This window comes from Streptomyces sp. NPDC005483 (assembly GCF_040606035.1).
In the GTDB taxonomy this organism is placed as follows: Bacteria; Actinomycetota; Actinomycetes; order Streptomycetales; family Streptomycetaceae; genus Streptomyces.
This window is the reverse complement of the sequence record NZ_JBEXEA010000022.1, coordinates 17,986-34,635: the sequence shown is the minus strand read 5'-3', so window position 1 is coordinate 34,635 and position 16,650 is coordinate 17,986. Positions and strand designations below refer to the sequence as shown.

The 16,650-nt window shown below is 71.9% G+C and carries 13 protein-coding genes and 1 pseudogene; 9 read left to right on the top strand and 5 right to left on the bottom strand.

Translation table 11 applies throughout. The annotated features are described in order from the left end of the window. Nucleotide 1 precedes the first annotated feature (1 nt). Complete coding sequence (locus ABZT06_RS34365) at nucleotides 2-160, bottom strand: hypothetical protein (protein ID WP_355750006.1); 159 nt, start codon at nucleotides 158-160, stop codon at nucleotides 2-4. A gap of 189 nt (nucleotides 161-349) precedes the next feature. Here ABZT06_RS34365 and ABZT06_RS34360 point away from each other — a divergent pair, with 189 nt between their 5' ends. From ABZT06_RS34360 to ABZT06_RS34350, 3 genes are all read left to right on the top strand, one after another. Beyond that, a complete protein-coding gene (locus tag ABZT06_RS34360) occupies nucleotides 350-1,555 on the top strand; it encodes a sensor domain-containing protein (protein WP_355750003.1) in 1,206 nt (401 codons plus the stop codon). A gap of 567 nt (nucleotides 1,556-2,122) precedes the next feature. Next, the gene (locus ABZT06_RS34355; RefSeq protein ID WP_355750000.1) at nucleotides 2,123-2,782 is read left to right on the top strand and encodes a response regulator transcription factor; all 660 of its coding nucleotides are present in this window, start codon (nucleotides 2,123-2,125) and stop codon (nucleotides 2,780-2,782) included. A gap of 104 nt (nucleotides 2,783-2,886) precedes the next feature. After that, complete coding sequence (locus tag ABZT06_RS34350) at nucleotides 2,887-3,789, top strand: type II CAAX endopeptidase family protein (protein ID WP_355749997.1); 903 nt, start codon at nucleotides 2,887-2,889, stop codon at nucleotides 3,787-3,789. A gap of 170 nt (nucleotides 3,790-3,959) precedes the next feature. On the opposite strand, the gene ABZT06_RS34345 is transcribed toward ABZT06_RS34350, so the two are convergent. Further along, nucleotides 3,960-4,310 carry a hypothetical protein gene (locus ABZT06_RS34345; protein WP_355749994.1) on the bottom strand — a complete coding sequence of 117 codons (351 nt, stop codon included), beginning with the start codon at nucleotides 4,308-4,310 and terminating at the stop codon, nucleotides 3,960-3,962. Nucleotides 4,311-4,393: 83 nt separating this feature from the next. On the opposite strand from ABZT06_RS34345, the gene ABZT06_RS34340 reads away from it, so the two are divergent. From ABZT06_RS34340 to ABZT06_RS34330, 3 genes are read left to right on the top strand one after another with little or no spacing between them, the layout of a single operon-like run. Then, nucleotides 4,394-5,023 (top strand): RNA polymerase sigma factor, encoded by a 630-nt coding sequence (locus ABZT06_RS34340; RefSeq protein WP_355749991.1) that lies wholly within the window; start codon nucleotides 4,394-4,396, stop codon nucleotides 5,021-5,023. Beyond that, nucleotides 5,020-6,042, top strand: a complete 1,023-nt coding sequence (locus ABZT06_RS34335) for a CU044_5270 family protein (protein WP_355749989.1) — start codon at nucleotides 5,020-5,022, stop codon at nucleotides 6,040-6,042. The genes ABZT06_RS34340 and ABZT06_RS34335 overlap by 4 nt, the downstream gene beginning before the upstream one ends. A 36-nt stretch (nucleotides 6,043-6,078) precedes the next feature. Then, on the top strand, nucleotides 6,079-6,399 hold the full coding sequence (locus ABZT06_RS34330) for an antibiotic biosynthesis monooxygenase (RefSeq protein WP_355749986.1): 321 nt from the start codon (nucleotides 6,079-6,081) through the stop codon (nucleotides 6,397-6,399). Between the two features lie 72 nt (nucleotides 6,400-6,471). Here ABZT06_RS34330 and ABZT06_RS34325 read toward each other — a convergent pair whose 3' ends face one another. Continuing rightward, the gene (locus tag ABZT06_RS34325; RefSeq protein ID WP_355749983.1) at nucleotides 6,472-8,043 is read right to left on the bottom strand and encodes a carbohydrate-binding protein; all 1,572 of its coding nucleotides are present in this window, start codon (nucleotides 8,041-8,043) and stop codon (nucleotides 6,472-6,474) included. Between the two features lie 127 nt (nucleotides 8,044-8,170). On the opposite strand from ABZT06_RS34325, the gene ABZT06_RS34320 reads away from it, so the two are divergent. Next, on the top strand, nucleotides 8,171-8,785 hold the full coding sequence (locus tag ABZT06_RS34320) for a phosphoribosylanthranilate isomerase (protein WP_355749980.1): 615 nt from the start codon (nucleotides 8,171-8,173) through the stop codon (nucleotides 8,783-8,785). A 509-nt stretch (nucleotides 8,786-9,294) separates the two neighbouring features. Here the strand turns inward: ABZT06_RS34320 and ABZT06_RS34315 are convergent. After that, nucleotides 9,295-12,129, bottom strand: a complete 2,835-nt coding sequence (locus ABZT06_RS34315) for a hypothetical protein (protein ID WP_355749977.1) — start codon at nucleotides 12,127-12,129, stop codon at nucleotides 9,295-9,297. Between the two features lie 316 nt (nucleotides 12,130-12,445). Here ABZT06_RS34315 and ABZT06_RS34310 point away from each other — a divergent pair, with 316 nt between their 5' ends. Continuing rightward, entirely contained in the window at nucleotides 12,446-12,946 is a 501-nt protein-coding gene (locus ABZT06_RS34310; protein WP_355749974.1) for a signal peptide protein, read from the top strand. A gap of 66 nt (nucleotides 12,947-13,012) precedes the next feature. Here the strand turns inward: ABZT06_RS34310 and ABZT06_RS34305 are convergent, their stop codons facing one another. Further along, entirely contained in the window at nucleotides 13,013-14,626 is a 1,614-nt protein-coding gene (locus tag ABZT06_RS34305) for an alpha/beta hydrolase (protein ID WP_355749971.1), read from the bottom strand. Between the two features lie 744 nt (nucleotides 14,627-15,370). On the opposite strand from ABZT06_RS34305, the pseudogene ABZT06_RS34300 reads away from it, so the two are divergent. Continuing rightward, a pseudogene (locus ABZT06_RS34300) lies at nucleotides 15,371-16,593 on the top strand (sensor histidine kinase). Nucleotides 16,594-16,650 lie beyond the last annotated feature (57 nt).

The window sequence follows — 16,650 nt, the reverse complement described above, 5'->3', positions numbered from 1 at the left end:
CTCAGGGGCCGGTGCGCACGCGCCGTACGGCGAGCGCGGTCGCCGTCAGTGCGGTGACCGTGCCGAAGGCCAGGTGGACGGCGGTGTCGGCCGGGGTGAAGGACGCCACTGCGTTGCCGAGCACACTGAGGACGAGCAGGGGCCAGAGGAGAAGGGTCACGGTTCACTCCAGGGGGCGGGGCGTCGGGTCGTTCCCGGTGGTGCCGACGCTACGAGCCCCCACCGGGCCCGGCCGATCCCGTACTCCGCCCGGTCCGGGGTACAGCAGGCTGTACTTTCCGCCTCCCGGCCTGTTGGTGAACTCACGGTCCGCCTAGGGTCGTTGTTCTCCGGCCCGAGGGGGGTTCGCATGGCCACCGACGACGTCAAGGGCCTGGTCGTGGGGACCGCGACGACCGCGGCCGCCGCGCTCGGCCAGCTGGTCTCCGGACTCGGTACGGCGGTCCTGACACCGTTCGTGCTGCTGTGGCTGGTGCTGGCGCCCGGCGGGGTGCGTGTGCTGCACGCCCTGGCCGGCATGGAACGCGTCCGGCTCGCCCGCTGGGGCCCCGAGGTCATCGCCCCCGCGCCACCGCCGACGCGGCTGCGGGCCGCCCTCGGTGACCCCACGACCCGGCGCGAACTGCTGTGGCTGGTCCGGCATCTGGCCGGGGGCCTGCCGCTGGGACTGATCGGCTTCGTCCTGCCGGTGCTCGCCCTGCGGGACACCGCGTTCCCGCTGTACTGGCGGCTCGCCCCGAAGGACGCGACCGCCACGTCCATCGGCATCGGCGTCGCGCAGTCCTGGCCGGACGCCCTCGCGGTGTGCCTGCTCGGCGTGGGCTGGATCGCCATCATCCTGGGGCTCACGCCCGGCATGGCACGGCTCCAGGCGAGCCCGGGGCGCCGGCTGCTGTCGGCCGGACCCGATGCCGACCTCTCCCTGCGCATCGCCGAGCTGACCGCGACCCGGGCGGCCGCGCTGGACGCCCACGCCACCGAACTGCGGCGCATCGAGCGCTCGTTGCACGACGGCACCCAGAACCGGATCGTCACGGTGACCGTGCTGCTCGGGGCCGCCCGCCGGATGGTCGCCCGCGACCCGGACGGCGCCGACGAACTCCTGGAGCGGGCCCAGTCCGCGGCCGAACAGGCCCTCGCGGAGCTGCGGACCGTCTCCCGCAGCATCCTGCCGCCGGTCCTCGCCGACCGGGGTCTCGCGGGGGCGCTGACCGGGCTCGCGGCGGAGAGCGCGGTGCCGTGCGCGGTCGATGTCGAGATGCCGGGGCGCTGCGCGGCCTCCGTCGAGGCGACCGCGTACTTCGTCGCGGCCGAGGCGCTGACCAACATCGCCAAGCACAGCGGGGCGTCCCGGGCCACGATCACCGTCCGCGCCCCCGGCTCACGGCTCCTGCTGCGGGTCACCGACGACGGCCTGGGCGGTGCCGACGAGCACGGCGGCTCCGGCCTCACCGGCATCCGCCACCGCGTCGCCGCCCACGACGGCACCCTCCACCTGACGAGCCCCCCGGGCGGCCCGACGATCGTGGAGGTGGATCTCCCGTGCGGGCTGTGACGGGGCCCGCATTCGGCGCGCGCGGCGGTGCTCGGCGACGGCACCTTCTGCCCGGCGGGGCGACGGTTCCGGCGGCGGCTTCGGCGGCGGGCCAGGTGTCGGCGCTGCGGGGCTCACCGGGCGGCCCGACGATCGTGGAGGTGGATCTCCCGTGCGGGTTGTGACGGGGCCCGGATTCGGCGTGCGGGGCGGTGCTCGGCGACGGCACCTTCTGCCTGGCGGCGCGAGGGGCTTCGGCGGCGGATCAGGTGTCGCTGCGGGGCGTGGCGCGGCCGGGTGTGTCGACGGACTCGGCGGGACGGGGCTCACCGGGCGGCCCGACGATCGTGGAGGTGGATCTCCCGTGCGGGCTGTGACGGGGCCCGGATTCGGCGCGCGGGGCGCGGTCTGCGGCGGCGCCTTCCGCCCGGCAATGCGACGTCTCCGGTGGCGGCTTCGGGGCCCTGGAGGCGGAGTCGCCCTGTGCCGGGTGAGGGACGGGGCGGGGGACGGCCCCGTCTGTTGTGACGGCACTCTTCGTCCGGCGGGCCCGCCGGACGGTACTGGGACACTGGAGACGGACCTGTCATGCGGATCGTGATCGCCGAGGACGACCCCCTGCTGCGGGAGGGGCTCGCGCTGCTGCTGCGTGCCGAGGGGCTGGACGTGGTCGGTACGGCCGACACCGCCGAGGGGGCGCTCGACGCCATCGACGCGCACAAGCCCGACGTGGCCATCCTCGACGTACGGATGCCGCCGACGCACACCGACGAGGGCGTCCGCGCGGCCGTCGAGGCCAGGCGGCGCAGGCCCGACCTCGCCGTGCTCGTGCTGTCCGCCTACGTCGAGCAGAGCTTCGCGACCGAGCTGCTGACCGGCGGGGTCGGCGGGCTGGGCTATCTGCTCAAGGAACGGGTCGGCCGGGTCGAGGAGTTCCTCGACGCGCTGCGCCGGGTGGCGTCCGGCGGCACCGCCATCGACCCCGAGGTCGTCGCCCAGCTGTTCACCCGGTCCCACCAGGACGTGCGGCTCGAGCGGCTCAGCCCGCGCGAGAAGGACGTACTCGCCCTGATGGCCGAGGGGCTCGGCAACAGCGCCATCGCGGAGAAACTGTTCGTCACCGACGGGGCCGTGCACAAGCACATCCGGAGCATCTTCGCCAAGCTCGACCTGGCGCCCACGGACCAGGTCGACCGGCGCGTGGCAGCCGTACTGCGCTATCTGGAGGACGCCCGGCGACGGTCGTAGTACAGCCTGCTGCAAGGGAGTTCGGGCCCCCTGCGGCAATGATCCGCGGACCTGGCGCTGGTGTGCTGGACGCATCACATCAGCCCCTCCGAAGGGACCCCGCGGTGAGCGTCCAAGCCCCCGTCAGCACCGAGACCCGACCGGCCGCGCAAGAGGCCGGAGGGCTGCGCGGAAGTATCCGGCGCAACCCCCTGACCTGGTTCTTCACCCTGGCCTTCGCACTGAGCTGGGCCGCCTGGACGCCGTACGTCCTCTCCGAGAACGGCCTCGGCGTCTGGCACCTCACCTTCCCCGGCGGCCGCGCGGGCAGCCAGCTCACCGGCGTCCTGCCCGGCGCCTACCTCGGCCCGATCGCCTCGGCGCTGCTCGTCACGGGGATCACCGAGGGCCGCGCGGGGCTGCGGACCTGGCGGGCCAGGATGACGAAGTTCCGGGTGAGCCGGCGCTGGTACCTGGCCGTCCTGCTCGCGGTGCCGGCCGCGCTGACCCTCGCCTCGGCCGCGCTGGCCGGCCGCGGACCCGCGCTGCCGTCCGTGATGATCCTCGCCGCGTACCTCCCCGGACTGCTCATCCAGATGATCACCACCGGTCTCGCGGAGGAGCCCGGCTGGCGGGAGTTCGCGATGCCGCGGATGCAGCGCCGCTACGGCCCCCTGACCGCGACCCTCGTCGTCGGCGCGCTGTGGGGCTGCTGGCACCTGCCGCTGTTCCTGACCCAGTGGGGCGGCGGGCCGCACGTCGCGTGGACCGTGCCGGTGGAGTTCATCGCGATGACGATCACCTTCAGCTGCGTGATGACCTGGGTGTTCAACAGGTCCGGCGAGAGCATGCCGCTGGTCATGCTGCTGCACACCGGCGTCAACAACTTCGTCTCCCTCGCCTGGTCGGACATGTTCCCGTCGCTGTCCGACCGGGATGCCGCCCACGCCCTCGTCCTCGGCACCACGGCGGCGGCCCTGATCCTGCTGGCCGCGACCCGGGGCCGGCTGGGCCTGCCCAAGCGGTGACCCGGACACCCACCCGCACCCACCTCACCCGCACCCGCCGCACACGAACGGGCTCCCGGCGCCTCCCTCGTCGCCCCGGGCGCCCGTTCCGGTGCGTCCCCGGGGACTGTTCGTCGTTCGCGGCGGATCGGATGTCGTGGTGGCCCAGGAATTTCGACGGGATCGTAGGCCTACTTCCCGGCGCCGTTCGCGAACTGGAGCGAGATGCGCCGCAGGACGTCCGCTGCGGAGGTGTCGGTGCGGCCCTCGTCGTGGACCTCGGCCAGCTGGACGAAGGCGAACGCGAAGCAGTTGGCGATGCTCGCGATGGCGGGGCCCAGCTCCTCGACGACGGCGTCCGCCGCCGCGTGCCCGCTCGCGTCCGCGGGGAGGTGGATCTGTGGCAGGGTCTCCACGAGCAGCGCCGAGATGGCGCCGGTCAGCGAGACCTGCCGGTCCGGGTGTTCACGGACCTGGCGTCGCATCTCGAGGGCCTCGGTGAGGATGCCGACGACGTTCTGCATGACCTCTCGCTGCTGCATGGTCCGCAGCGTATGCGGTTCGTGTGTGGTCCGTGTGTCACAGGACACAGGAACCCGGGGCCGGGGTGCGGAGCGTAAGTGGTGTGAGGGAAACAGAAGCGGCGGAACCGGAGCGGGCGCGGATACGGGCCGGCGACCGGGCGGCCTTCGGCGAGCTGTACGACCGGTACGCGCGGGCGGTCTACAACCACGCCCTGCGGCTGACCGGGAACTGGGCGGAGGCCGAGGAGGCGATGTCCGAGACGTTCCTCGCCGCCTGGCGGACGAGACAGACCGTGGAGCCAGAGGGCGGCTCGCTGAAGCCCTGGCTGCTGGGCATCGCCACGCACAAGGCGCACAACGCCAACCGGGGTCTGCGGCGCAGGCTCGCCTTCCTGGCGCGCAGCCCTGAGCCGCGCCCGGTGGCGGACTTCGCCGAGGAGACCGCCGGACGGATCGACGATGCCCGGCGGCTCGCGGTGGTGCATCGCGCCCTGGGCCGGCTGGGGCGGCAGGACCGTGAGGTGTTCGCGCTGTGCGTGTCGGCCGGCCTCGACTACCGGCAGGCCGCCGAGGCGCTGGGCGTCCCGGTCGGCACCGTGCGGTCCCGGCTGTCGCGGGCCCGCGCCCGGCTGGCCCGGCTGAGCTCGGAGGCGGAACCGCCCCCGGCCCACGGAGAGATGGAGAGTGAGGCCGCGCTCGCGGCCCTGTTCCTGCGGGAGGAGACCCGATGAGCGAGGCCGAGGAACTGCTGTCGACCCCGGCGGAATGGGACCTCCCGCCGGAGCGCCACCGTCACTTCAAGGACGTACTGATGCAGCAGATCGATCACGACACAGATCAGGCCACAGATCACGACACAGCGGCCACGCCCCGGCGGAGCCGGTTCCTGCGGCCCGCCGTACTGGTGCCGCTGGCCTCCGCGGCCCTGGCCGGCGCCCTGCTCGTGACCCTCTCCGTGGACGGCCGGGCCCCGGCGACCGGGTCCACCCCGTCGGTGACCGCCGCGGGCGCCTCCGTCACCCTGAACCGGATCGCCACGGCCGCCATGGCGAGCGACACGATCCGGGTGCGGGACGACCAGTTCGTCTACGTCAGGACGCTGGACCGGTCGAACACGGGCAGCTTCTCCGGCCCCGTGCGGCTCGGCGCCCTGCACACCGAGGAGAGGTGGACCTCCCAGGACCCCCGGCCCCTGCGTGTCACCGGATGGCTCAGGTCCAGCGGCAAGGACGCGATCATGCCCGGTGAACTGGGTCCGATCGAGAGCACGGATCCTGTCCCCGCGGGCGTCTTCCACCCGACCTACCGGTGGCTGGCCTCGCTGCCCACCGACCCCGACGCCCTACTCGCCCGGCTCTACAAGGAGGCCAGGCCGGTCGAGGGGGAGTCGCGGGACCAGGCGGTCTTCTCGCTGATCGGCGACCTGATCGGCGGCGCCGTCATGCCGCCCGCCAACGCCGCTGCCTTCTACCGCGCGGCCGCGAAACTTCCCGGAGTGCGGGAGATCCCGGACGCAGTGGACGCGGCCGGCCGGCACGGCATCGCCATCACCCTCGACGACACCGGTTTCGCGACCCGCGACGAGTGGATCTTCGACAGGCAGACCCTCGCCCTGCTCGGCTCCCGCTTCTACCTCACCGACCCGGACCGGGGCATCACCACCGAGGCCCTCGCCGGCACCAGCGCCGTGATGGAGACCGCCGTCGTCGACAAGCAGGGTGAGGTGCCCGCCCGGGCCGCGGCCCGCTGACGTCCCGTTGATGCCCGTGGGCGCACAATGGCCGCCATGAGCATCGTCAAGATCAACGTACTCACGGTCCCCGAGGAACAGCGCGAGACGCTGGAGAAGCGGTTCGCCTCGCGGGCGGGGACCGTCGAGAACTCGGACGGATTCGAGTGGTTCGAGCTGCTGCGTCCCGTCGAGGGCACCGACACCTACCTCGTGTACACGCGCTGGCGCAGCGAGGAGGACTTCCAGGCGTGGATGACCGGGATGTCGCAGGCCTCGCACGGGGGCGGCGGTGAGCAGGGCCGTCCCAGGCCCGCCGCCTCCGGCTCGACGCTGTGGACCTTCGAGGTCGTCCAGCAGGCCGCGCCCAAGCAGTAACAGGCCGCGCATAAGCAGTGAAGGAAGCGGACCCCGGGCACGGATCACCGAGCCCGGGGTCCTCGCCATGCCCTACAGCGTGACCTGCTTGCCGCCGAAGGTGACGACCAGGCTGCCGTTGGAGGCGTAGGACCAGCCCAGGGCGCCCGCGTAGGTGGCGCAGCGGGAGCCGTTGGTGCCGGACCAGAACTGGTTGGAGCCGTCGGCGTCACCGGCGTACCGGTCGTTGCCTCCGCTGTCGCACGAGGTGTTGCCGCGGAAGACCGAGGTGCCGGTCTCGAAGTTGAAGTTGCGCTCGGTGTTGCCGATGGAGACGTTGCTGGTGATGGTCATCGAGCCGGGGTTGCTGTTGTACGTGAACCCGTGATGGCCGTTGCGGTAGGCGAGGGAGTGCTGGACCACGTGGTTGACCGCGATGTCGTCGCCGCCGAGCTTGAAGCCGTTGCGGTCGCCGTTGCCGGCCTGTGAGCCGTCGCTGAGCGTGCCGTTGCCGTAGGACAGCGAGTACTCGATGGTCACCGGGCCGATCGCGCCGGTGTCGGTCTTGGTGTAGAGGTCCCAGCCGTCGTCGATGTTGTTGTGCGAGACGGCGTACCGGAACACGTTCCCGGTGCCGGTGGTGAGCTTCGCGGCGAAGCCGTCGGCGTCCTCGCCGTCGGAGTCGGCGTTGTCGTGGGACTCGGCGCTCAGGATCAGGTTGTTGGCGGGCCACTGGCTCGCCGGGGTGGAGGAGGCGATCCGGCCCAGCTGGAGCCCGGTGTCCCGGTTGAAGCGGGTCACCGTGCGCTCGACGATGTTGTTGCTGCCGCCGACGTAGATGCCGTTGTCACCGGCCCGTTCGACGACCAGGCCGTAGATCTTCCAGTAGTTGGCGTTGAGCTGGATGCCGCGGTTGGTGGAACTCTCGGTCTGCGCCGAGAAGTTGAGCACCGGGGTCTCGCCCGGGTAGGCGGAGAGCGTGGTGCGGGCGGCCGAGGTGCCGTTGTTGCCGGCCGGGATGGTCACCGTCGAGGAGTAGGCGTACGTCCCTCCCCGCATGTAGATGGTGCCGCCGGCGGAGATACGGCTGATCGCCGAGGTGAGGGTGGTCGGCGCGGTCACCGTGCCGGCCGCACTGTCGGTGCCGCTAGGCGACACGTACAGCGCGCTGCTCGACGGCGGCGGGGTGGTCGTGCCGGACGTCTCGGCGTCCAGGTAGTCGACGTTGGGCAGACCGTTCGCGCTGGTCGGGTTGAGCCGGATGGTGTTGCTGCCCGCGTTCACCGGGACGGTGAGCGTCTTGGTGGTCCAGCCGGTCCAGGTGCCGGTGGACTCGAAGGACGCCGACGTGGCCGTCGAGCCGTTCACGATGATGTCCGCGGCGCGTGCGGTGGTGGTGCCGTTGGCGAAGCGGACGCTCAGGGTCGCCGTGCCCGATGCGGGTGCGGTCACGGTGAACTGGGCGTACGCGCCGGTGGCGTTGGTGCCGTTGCAGAATCCGCTGCCGGAGTAGCCGGCGTACTCGGTCTCGACGGCTCCCGTGCAGATGGCCGGGGATGTCTCGGCCTCGTAGCGGGTGGTGGCGGCCTGGGCGGTGGTGCCGGACAGTGCGACGAGCGTGCCGGCGATGAGGCCGACGGACGCGATGACTGGTCTCAGGTGCATCGTTCGTCTCCATGGTGTGCGGCGACGGGGGCACGTATCGTTCGGACGGTAAGCGCTTGCCATGGCCGCGTCAACGGTTGTGTATGTGATCGTTGTTCACGCATGCGAATTGGATACGGTGGGCGGCATGACGCTCTTCGTGAAGATCTGCGGCCTGAGGACCGAGCAGGACGTCGACACGGCCGTCGAGGCCGGCGCCGACGCCATCGGGTTCGTCTTCTCCGACAGCCCGCGCCGCATCGACCCCGCCACGGCGGCACGGCTGGCCGCCAGGATCCCCGAGAGCGTCCTCACGGTGGGCGTGTTCCGCCGCGAACCCCTGGAGTACGTCCGCTCGGTGGCCGCCGAGTCGGGCATCGGGGCGGTCCAGCTGCACGGTCCCGACGACCGCGGCTACTACGACGAACTCTCCGGCGGCGGGTGGACGTTGATCCGCGCGGCCGCCTTCGGTGACTCCCTGCCGCGCTGCGGGGAGTTCGGCGAGGACATGCTGCTCCTCGACGCCCCGGTGCCGGGCTCCGGCATCGCGTGGGACTGGTCGCGGAAGCAGGTGGCCGGGGCGGGGGAGAAGTGGCTCCTCGCCGGGGGCCTCACCCCGGAGAACGTACGGGAGGCCGTGGACGTCACCCGCCCCTGGGGCGTCGACGTCTCCAGCGGCGTGGAGGCGAGCCGGGGCGTCAAGGACCCGGCCCTGATCACGGCGTTCGTGGAGGCGGTGCGGGCGGGGGCGGCGTTGGGGTGAGTCCCCTGGGGGGACCGCCAGTGTTTTGGCAGCGCCGTGGGGGGTGATGGTCGCGTGCGGGTGCGGGTGCGGGTGCGGGTGCGGGTCCGTCGTGGCTTGACACGCAGTTCCCCGCGCCCCTGAGGGGCGCGTCCGGGGGCGCCGCACGGGAACGCCCGCCGTCGGTCCGGGGTCTGACGCCGGGCGCTCACTGCAACGCCTTAAGGGGCGCGGGGAACTGCGCGACCAGCCACGACTGCGCGGCAGACGGAAGACGACCGCAGCGGCACTCACGACCCCGCCGGTCCTCCCTCCACCGGTACGAACGCCACCGCCTGGTGAGCGACCGCCGCTGCCGGGTGCGGGTCCGTCGTGGCTTGTCGCGCAGTTCCCGTCCGGGCCGCACGCATGGGAACGCCCGCCGTCGGTCCGGTGGACCGACGACGGGCGCTGCGAGCGCCTTTAGGGGCGCGGGGAACTGCGCGACAAGCCCCGACGGCGCGGCAGACGGAAGGCGACCGTCGCCGCACTCACGAACCCGCCGGTTCCCCCCTCACCGGTACGAACGCCACCGCGTCCCAAGCGATCGACGCGTCCCCCGTGCCGTCCGCCGTCGCCGAGCTCAGTGTGACGCGAGGCGTGCCCTTGAACTCGTACGTCCCGAGCGAGACCCAGGCGTTCTTGCCACCGGTGTCCTGGGAGATCGTCTTCTCCACGACCGTGCCGTCACCGAGGTCGATGCGGTACGTGGCCGACGGGGTGTTGGCCTCGTGGTCGGGCAGGTGCACCATCACCTCCGCCGATCCCACCACCTTCCGGTCCGGCGTCCACGTGCCGGTGACCACCGAGTCGGTGTAGCTCGGCGCCCGCGTGTGGGTGAGCCAGAAGTGCCCGCCGAAGCCGGCACCGAGCTGATGGAAGTCGATCTTCGAGGGGTAGACGGTCGAGCCGTTCTGCTGGGCCGATCCGAAGGTGAACGTCAGCGTGCCCCGGCTGGTCCAATTGCGCTCACCCGCACAGGGGTTGGCGGAACCCACCCGGAACTTCACCGTGTTCGGCACGTCGTCCACGATCAGGGCGTTCGCCGGGAGGGTGGACGCACAGGCGGCCGGGTGGGGCACCGCGACCTTCGGCTCGGGGTCACCGACCTGGTACTTCAGCACCTCCGTGCCACACGTGGCCGTGCAGTCGGTCCAGTTCACCGGCTGGTTCCACCAGCACTTGAAGTCGTCTCGCTGGCACGGACCCTCGGGCTGGCTGGAGCCCTCCACCTTGTGCGGCTTGCTGATGTCGCAGTCGTTGACCGCGGGCTCGCAGAACGTGTCGTGCGCGGGTTCGGCGGCCGGCGCGCCCGCGGGCCAGTCGCCGACGGTGAACGCCCGGACGGTCGCCCCGGTCGCCGGGTCGGTCTTCTGCTGGGAGTAGGCCGCCCAGCCGAGCACCCGCTCCGGGTACGTCCACAGGTTGGGGTTGCGGGCGTCGTCGTAACCGGACGAGAGGAACATCTTCCGGTCGGCCGGGTAGAGGCCGTTGGCCGGGTTGTTGAACCAGCCCAGGCCCCAGGGAGCGCTCGCGTCGGTCGAACTCGGCAGGTTCAGGCCGCTGTTGTAGGCCCACAGCGCGAGCCACCAGTTCTCCAGGTACCGCGGGTCGCCGCCGTTGACGAGCAGACCCTTGTCGTACAGCTGGTTCCACTTGTCCTGGAGGATCTGGAGCCCCGCGGCGATGTCGGCCGCGTAGTCCACGGTGATCGCCTGCTGCTGCTCGGCGGTGTACGTGGTGTCGGCCTTCGCCATGCCGCTGGTCACCTGGGCGATGCCGTAACCGCAGTCGGCGGCCGCCCAGTCGACGGTGTGGACGCTGCCCGCGTTGCCGTAGTAGCCGCCCTGGATGAAGTTGCCGCTCTCCCCGGCGGCCGCCCGGGAGCTCGCCTGGAGCAGGTTGGACTCCTGGGAGAGCACCCCGAGCATGATCTGCGCGGGCACCCGGCCGCCACCCTTGAGCGGGGTGGACGGGAACAGGTTCTGCGGGGTGTACGACGGGAGTTCGCTGCCGTTCCAGCCGCTGCGGCGGCGCACATCGAGCTTGCCCTGCACGGCGAGGTCCGTCGCCCACTCGACCTGCGCGGTCGAGGGCTGGAGCGACTGGAGCCTCGGATCGTTGCGGGTGACGGCGCAGGCGCGGTCGGGGTCGGTGGTGGAGGTCGACGGGTCGTCGTCGCCCGGGGTGACGCTGTCCGTGTGCACGCCGTCGGACAGCGCCGGGGACTGCTCGGCTCCCTGCGACGTCCGGGAGATCTTCGGCCGCACCGTGAAGTCGACGGTGCTGTCGTTGCCGGGCAGCACCGCGCCGATCCCGACGGACCGGGCGATGTCCGCCGCCGCCTTCCTGCCGCCGGCCGCCTCGGTGCCGTTGCCGACCGAGGTCAGCGCGAGGCCGCCCGTGGTGGAGACCTCGGCGGTGGCGGGCACGTCCAGCGTGCGCCAGCTCTTCGGCAGGGTCTTCACGGCGTCCTCGGCGTCCGTGCCGGTCACGAAGACCCGGCCGCCGTTGCCGTGCACCGCGAGGGCGCCGAGCGTGCCGGAGCCGAGGAGCCGGTCGGTGCCCGCCGAGGTGACGCGGTGGACCTGGACCTTCGTCCCGGCAGGGACCTGGTAGGCGAGCCCGCTGTGCGCGTCCGGCACCAGCCGGAACGGTGTGCCGCCGGTCCTGGCCAGGGTGCTGGTCGAGCCCTTGGCGTCCACCGAGACCACCGAGTCGCCGGAGGCCGCCGCGATCTTGTCGCCGAAGGGCACGGCGGAGGTCAGCTGGGCGGCGACGGTCTGCTGCCGGACCAGCTCTCCCTTCGCGGCGTCGACGGTGAGCAGTTGCGTGCCGTCGCCCTGCGGCCGGGTCAGGACGGCCTGTTCGCCGTCGCCGCAGCCCGGGTTGAAGTAGGCGAGGGAGACCAGCTCGGGCAGCTTGGTCACGGTGCCGTCCGCCAGGTCGACCACGGCCGCGAACGCGCCCTGCTGGAAGCCCTGTTGGTCGTTGACGGCCTGCCGTGGCGCGTAGACCACGACGGCACGGTCGCCGGACCCGGTCACACAGGTCTGGCCGATCCACTGGTCGGTGTCGATGCCCGGCTCGGACAGGGTGGCCGCGGTGTGCCACTTGTAGGCGTCGGCCGCGTCGGCGACCAGGACGTGCAGTCCGGTGCCGTCACCGTCGTAGGTGACGATCCGGTCGCCGGACTTCTGCCAGCCGGAGGGAAGTCGGGAGGTGTCGGTGACGTGGTCCGCCTTCGGGGCGGGCGTCGGGTCGGCGGGGTCGGTCAGGGCCGCCGAGGCCAGCGGGGCGATGAGGGCCAGCGAGAGCACGGACATCGCGCCGGCCGCGGCTATGCGACCGCGCCGGCTTCTCGGTATGCGCCAGCGGTGTCTTCCGCCGGGGCTTTCACGGAAAGTACGCAAGGGATTCCGTCCGGTCATTCGGAGAAAAGGGTGGGGGGTACCGGCGTCGACGCTCCCCCAGGCCGGTGACGCGGAAGCTACCAGTCCGCTATGGCCGCAATGAGGGCTCGCGGTGATCTACCGGGGGGTATCCACGAAATATCCACGAGAATCGGCCAACGGTTTTCCCTTTGCCGCGGTCCCCTTGAACGACATCCCCCACGCACGACAAGGAACAGCGAACGTGTTGATGAACAGCACTCGTCTCAAGGTGGCTTTCGTCGCCGCGGCCATGACCCTCGCCGGTCTGGCGGCGGCCGGCCCGGCGTCCGCCGCACCCACGACCACGACCACGATCGCGGCCGTCCGGGCCCAACAGCCCGCCGTACCGGTCGACTTCGTGGACCTGCCCGCCACTGCCCTCGTGGCCGACGGCCGGCAGCACCAGGTCACCGTCACCTACCGCAACGACACTCCGGCGGACCGGACCGTCGCCCCGCAGCTCCTGGTGGAGTCGCCGGACGCGGGCCCCTTCCTCACGCCGTCGGACGTCCTGGTCGAGCAGCGCACCGCGCACGGCTGCTGGCGGCCGGTGGAGACCGCGAGCCAGACCGGCACGCTCTTCACCGACCTGACGGCCGCTCAGCGCACCCTGCACGCGGGCCAGACCCTCACTCAGGTCTACCGGATCACGGTCACAAACCCCGCGGCCCAGGGGACCGTGCTCCCGAGGATCGCGCTCTACAACTAGGGGCGTGCGAGGGCCCGGGTCTCACAGGAGACCCGGGCCCTCGTTCGTTCGGTCAGCGACGTTCGGTCAGCGAAGTGCGCCGATCCGGTCGACCCGCTCGTTCACGCCGTTGCGGAGTTCCGAGAGCGTCGTGCCGGGCGGGGCCACCGTCGGGGTGGACGACGGCGGCTGGGTCTCGTCCGCGCAACTCGCGCCACGGGCCGGGACCTTCAGGTCCACCAGATAGTTCGTGATCGCGTCCGACGCGCACACACTGCGGTTGAAGGCGGTGTGCCCCTCCGCCTTGAAGGTGAGCAGCCGGCCGTTGTCGAGTTCACGGGAGAGCGCCACCGCGTCCTGGTACGGGGTGTCCGGGTCACCGGTGTTGCCGATGACGAGGATCGGCGCGGAGCCCTTCGCGTGGAAGTTGCCGGCGTAGCGGCTGGTGTGCTCGCCCTGCCATTGCACGCAGGCCGTGGCGTGCTGGTGGTCGTAGGTCGGCGGGCCGTAGGCCATGGCCGGGCCCAGCAGCGGGGCCAGCCGGGCGTTGGTGGTGACCTGGCGCTTCAGCAGGGCCGGGTCGGTCGGGTACTTCTTGTCGACGCACTCGACCACGACGTTCGGGTTGAGGAAGTCGAAGCTGGCCGGGGACGGCGGCCGCAGCAGGAACGAGGTGTTGTCGCGCAACTGCGCCTTGCGCAGGGCCTCGCCGAAGGAGGGCCAGATGACCTTGCCCTCGTTGATGTTGAACATCAGCCGGTAGACCAGCGTGTAGCCGTTCGCCTGGCCCCCGTTGGCGGTGGGCACCGGGTTGGCGTCCAGGTCGGCCTTCAGCTTCTCGAACGCCCCGCGCGGGTCGCCGTCACCGAAGCCGCAGGTCGCCTGGTCGGCCTTGCACCAGTCCAGGAAGCGGCTCATCGCCCCGTCCAGGGCGAGGTACTGCGGGCGGTCGTAGGCGTACGGCTGGTTGGTGTAGTGCTCCGGGTCGTAGGCCCCGTCGAGCGCGAGCGCGCGGACCCGCTTGGGGAACATCGCGGCGTAGACCGTACCGATGTAGGAGCCGAACGAGCGCCCGTAGTACGTCAGTTGCTGCTCACCGAGCGCCTGGCGCAGGAGGTCGATGTCCCGGGCCACGTACTGGGTGCCGACGTACGGCAGCAGGTCGCCCGCGTTGTCCTGGCAGGCCTGGTCGAAGTCGGCGGCCTGCCGGACGGCGGGCTCGTAGGCGTCGGGGCCGGGGACGCCCTTGGCGGCGGTGACGGCCTGGGTGTAGGTCGGGTCGTCCCAGCACACGACCTGCGAGCTGCGGCCGACGCCCCGCACGTCGTAGCCGAACACGTCGAAGTCGTCGCGCAGTTGGGTGGGCAGGTCGGCGTAGTTGTTGCGGACGAAGTCCACGCCGGAGTTGCCGGGGCCGCCGGGCTGCAGGAACAGGGTGCCCTTGCGGTGGGAGGGGTCGGCCGCCGGCTTGCGTATGACGGCCAGGGTGATGCTCCTTCCCTGCGGATCACGGTAGTCCAGGGGCACCTGGGCGTTCGCGCACTGGAAGCCGCCCTGGCAGTCCGACCAGGCCAGGGTCGGCACGGTCGGTGTCGGCACGGTCGGTGTGTCCTGCGCGGCCGCGGACACCGGGGACGCGGTCCAGGCCACGGCGAGCGCGCTCACTGCGGCCCCGGCGAGTCTGAGTCGTCTCAACTTCACTACTTTTGTTCCCCCTTGGGCTGGTCAAGCCTCAAAGAACTGGTCGTCTCACAGAGGAAACACAGAAAATCACGCGTGCCGGTTCCCGGGCCCCGCCGTCGTCCCGGGGGCCTACCCGTGCGGGGCCGCGTACTGCGTTCTGAGTGCGGGGGATTGTCGGCAGGCGCACGACGACTTAGCGGCCCTCGTCCCGACAGCCTGGAGGGGCACCAGAGGTGGAGACCGTTCCTGGTGACTGAGCGGGGGTGAGTCCTGTTGCCAGGTCTCGTACTCGGCCGAACGCCCCGGACGGTGTTGGGCGTTCTGGTCACCCGCGTTCGCTCCGCGTCCGAGCGGCACGGATCGTGTCGGGGGTCCGGGGACGCGGGGGCGGGTTCCCTCACGCCCGGGAACACCTGGTCCGGCCTGGACGGTCCGATGCCCCGCACGATCACTCCGGTCGTGCGGAGGCGGTGCCGTCCGTCGCCGTTGCGCACCGCCCACGCCTGAGCGGAGTGCTCCGTGCCGTCCCGGCAGCGTGCCTTGAGGTCCCTCGATGCCAGCGACCCCAGATGCGCGCTCACCAGACGCAGCACCTTCCCATCGCCCGGCGCCGGCTGCTTGAGCCGGGTCCGGCACGGCCACACCGGTCGGCCCGGACGCGACGCACAGCGCCGCGATGCTCCGCAGCGCACCCACCCGGCCACCCCCGTCCGGCCCCCTTCGCTCACCATGGGGCCCTGAGTCCACCCACCGGAGACCACGATGACCACCAGCCCGGAGCGGCGCTACACCGACCGCCTGGAGGAGTTCTCGGACCGCCATCCCCTCCTCGTCGACCTGGCACTGGTCGTGATGCTGTTCGGGTCCGCGACCCTCGGCTCCTCGCTCACGCTGCCCGGGGCCACGCCGCCGGACGACGACAGGCTGGCGGTCCCCTCATGGGCGTGTCCTGCCTCGCCCTGCTCAAGCACCGCACCCACCCGCGCCTCACCGTCGTGGTCAACGCGGTCTGCGCCACGGTCGTGATCGCGCAGGGGTATCTCCTCACCCCCCTGCTGCTGGGGCCCGTCATGGCCTCGCTGTACTGGCTGGCCACCCTCACCGAGCGCGAGACCATCCGCGCCTACGGCCTGCCCACGATGGTGATGCTGACGCTCGCGGCGGCCTTCTCCGACTCCATGGACCATGTGGCGCTGCTGCTCAGGACCATCGGCCCGGTCTTCTGGCTCCTCCTTCCCCTCGCAGCCGGCACCATGACCCGGCTGCGGCGCGCCTACCTCCAGGCCACCCAGGCCCGCGCCGACCACGCCGAGCGCACCCGCGAGGAGGAGGCGCGGCTCCGGGTCACCGAGGAACGTATGCGGATCGTCCGGGAGTTGCACGACGTCGTCGCCCACCACCTGGCCCTCGCCAACGCCCAGGCCGGCACCGCCGAACACCTCGCGCTCGCCAACCCGCGGCAGACCCAGCAGATCCTGCACGACCTCACCGGTACGACCTCCTCCGCACTGCGCGAACTGAAGGCCACGCTGGGCCTGCTGCGGCAGACCGACGACGAGGGCGCCCCGCTGGAACCCGCCCCCGGCCTCGCCCGGCTGCCCGAACTGGTCTCCTCGTGCGCCTCCGCGGGGATCACCGTCACCGTCACCACGGAGGGGGAGCCGCAGCCCCTCTCCCCGGGCGTCGACCTGACCGCGTTCCGGATCGTGCAGGAGGCGCTCACCAACGTCAGCAAGCACGCGGCCACCCAGACCGCGCACGTCCGCTTCGTCTACGCCGGCCCCCGCCTCCTCATCACGGTCACCGACGAGGGCCCGCCCACCCTGGCCGCCGAGCCGTCTAAGGGCTTCGGCGTCATGGGCATGCGCGAACGCGCCCACTCCATCGGCGGCGAACTGAGGGCGGGACCACGCCCGGAGGGCGGCTTCGAGGTGAGGACGGCACTGCCGTTGCAGCCGTCGGTGAGCGAGGAGGAGACGGCGTGAGGGGCTGGGTTCCGGCTGTAGGACAGGGTCCATCCCGGGTTCACCGGGAGGTCGCCG

Coding starts and splice junctions, on each gene's coding strand:
- ABZT06_RS34360 (WP_355750003.1), top strand. CDS start 350: ATGGCCACCGACGACGTCAAGGGCCTGGTCGTGGGGACCGCGACGACC.
- ABZT06_RS34355 (WP_355750000.1), top strand. CDS start 2,123: ATGCGGATCGTGATCGCCGAGGACGACCCCCTGCTGCGGGAGGGGCTC.
- ABZT06_RS34345 (WP_355749994.1), bottom strand. CDS start 4,310: ATGCAGCAGCGAGAGGTCATGCAGAACGTCGTCGGCATCCTCACCGAG.
- ABZT06_RS34335 (WP_355749989.1), top strand. CDS start 5,020: ATGAGCGAGGCCGAGGAACTGCTGTCGACCCCGGCGGAATGGGACCTC.
- ABZT06_RS34330 (WP_355749986.1), top strand. CDS start 6,079: ATGAGCATCGTCAAGATCAACGTACTCACGGTCCCCGAGGAACAGCGC.
- ABZT06_RS34325 (WP_355749983.1), bottom strand. CDS start 8,043: ATGCACCTGAGACCAGTCATCGCGTCCGTCGGCCTCATCGCCGGCACG.
- ABZT06_RS34320 (WP_355749980.1), top strand. CDS start 8,171: ATGACGCTCTTCGTGAAGATCTGCGGCCTGAGGACCGAGCAGGACGTC.
- ABZT06_RS34315 (WP_355749977.1), bottom strand. CDS start 12,129: ATGTCCGTGCTCTCGCTGGCCCTCATCGCCCCGCTGGCCTCGGCGGCC.
- ABZT06_RS34310 (WP_355749974.1), top strand. CDS start 12,446: ATGAACAGCACTCGTCTCAAGGTGGCTTTCGTCGCCGCGGCCATGACC.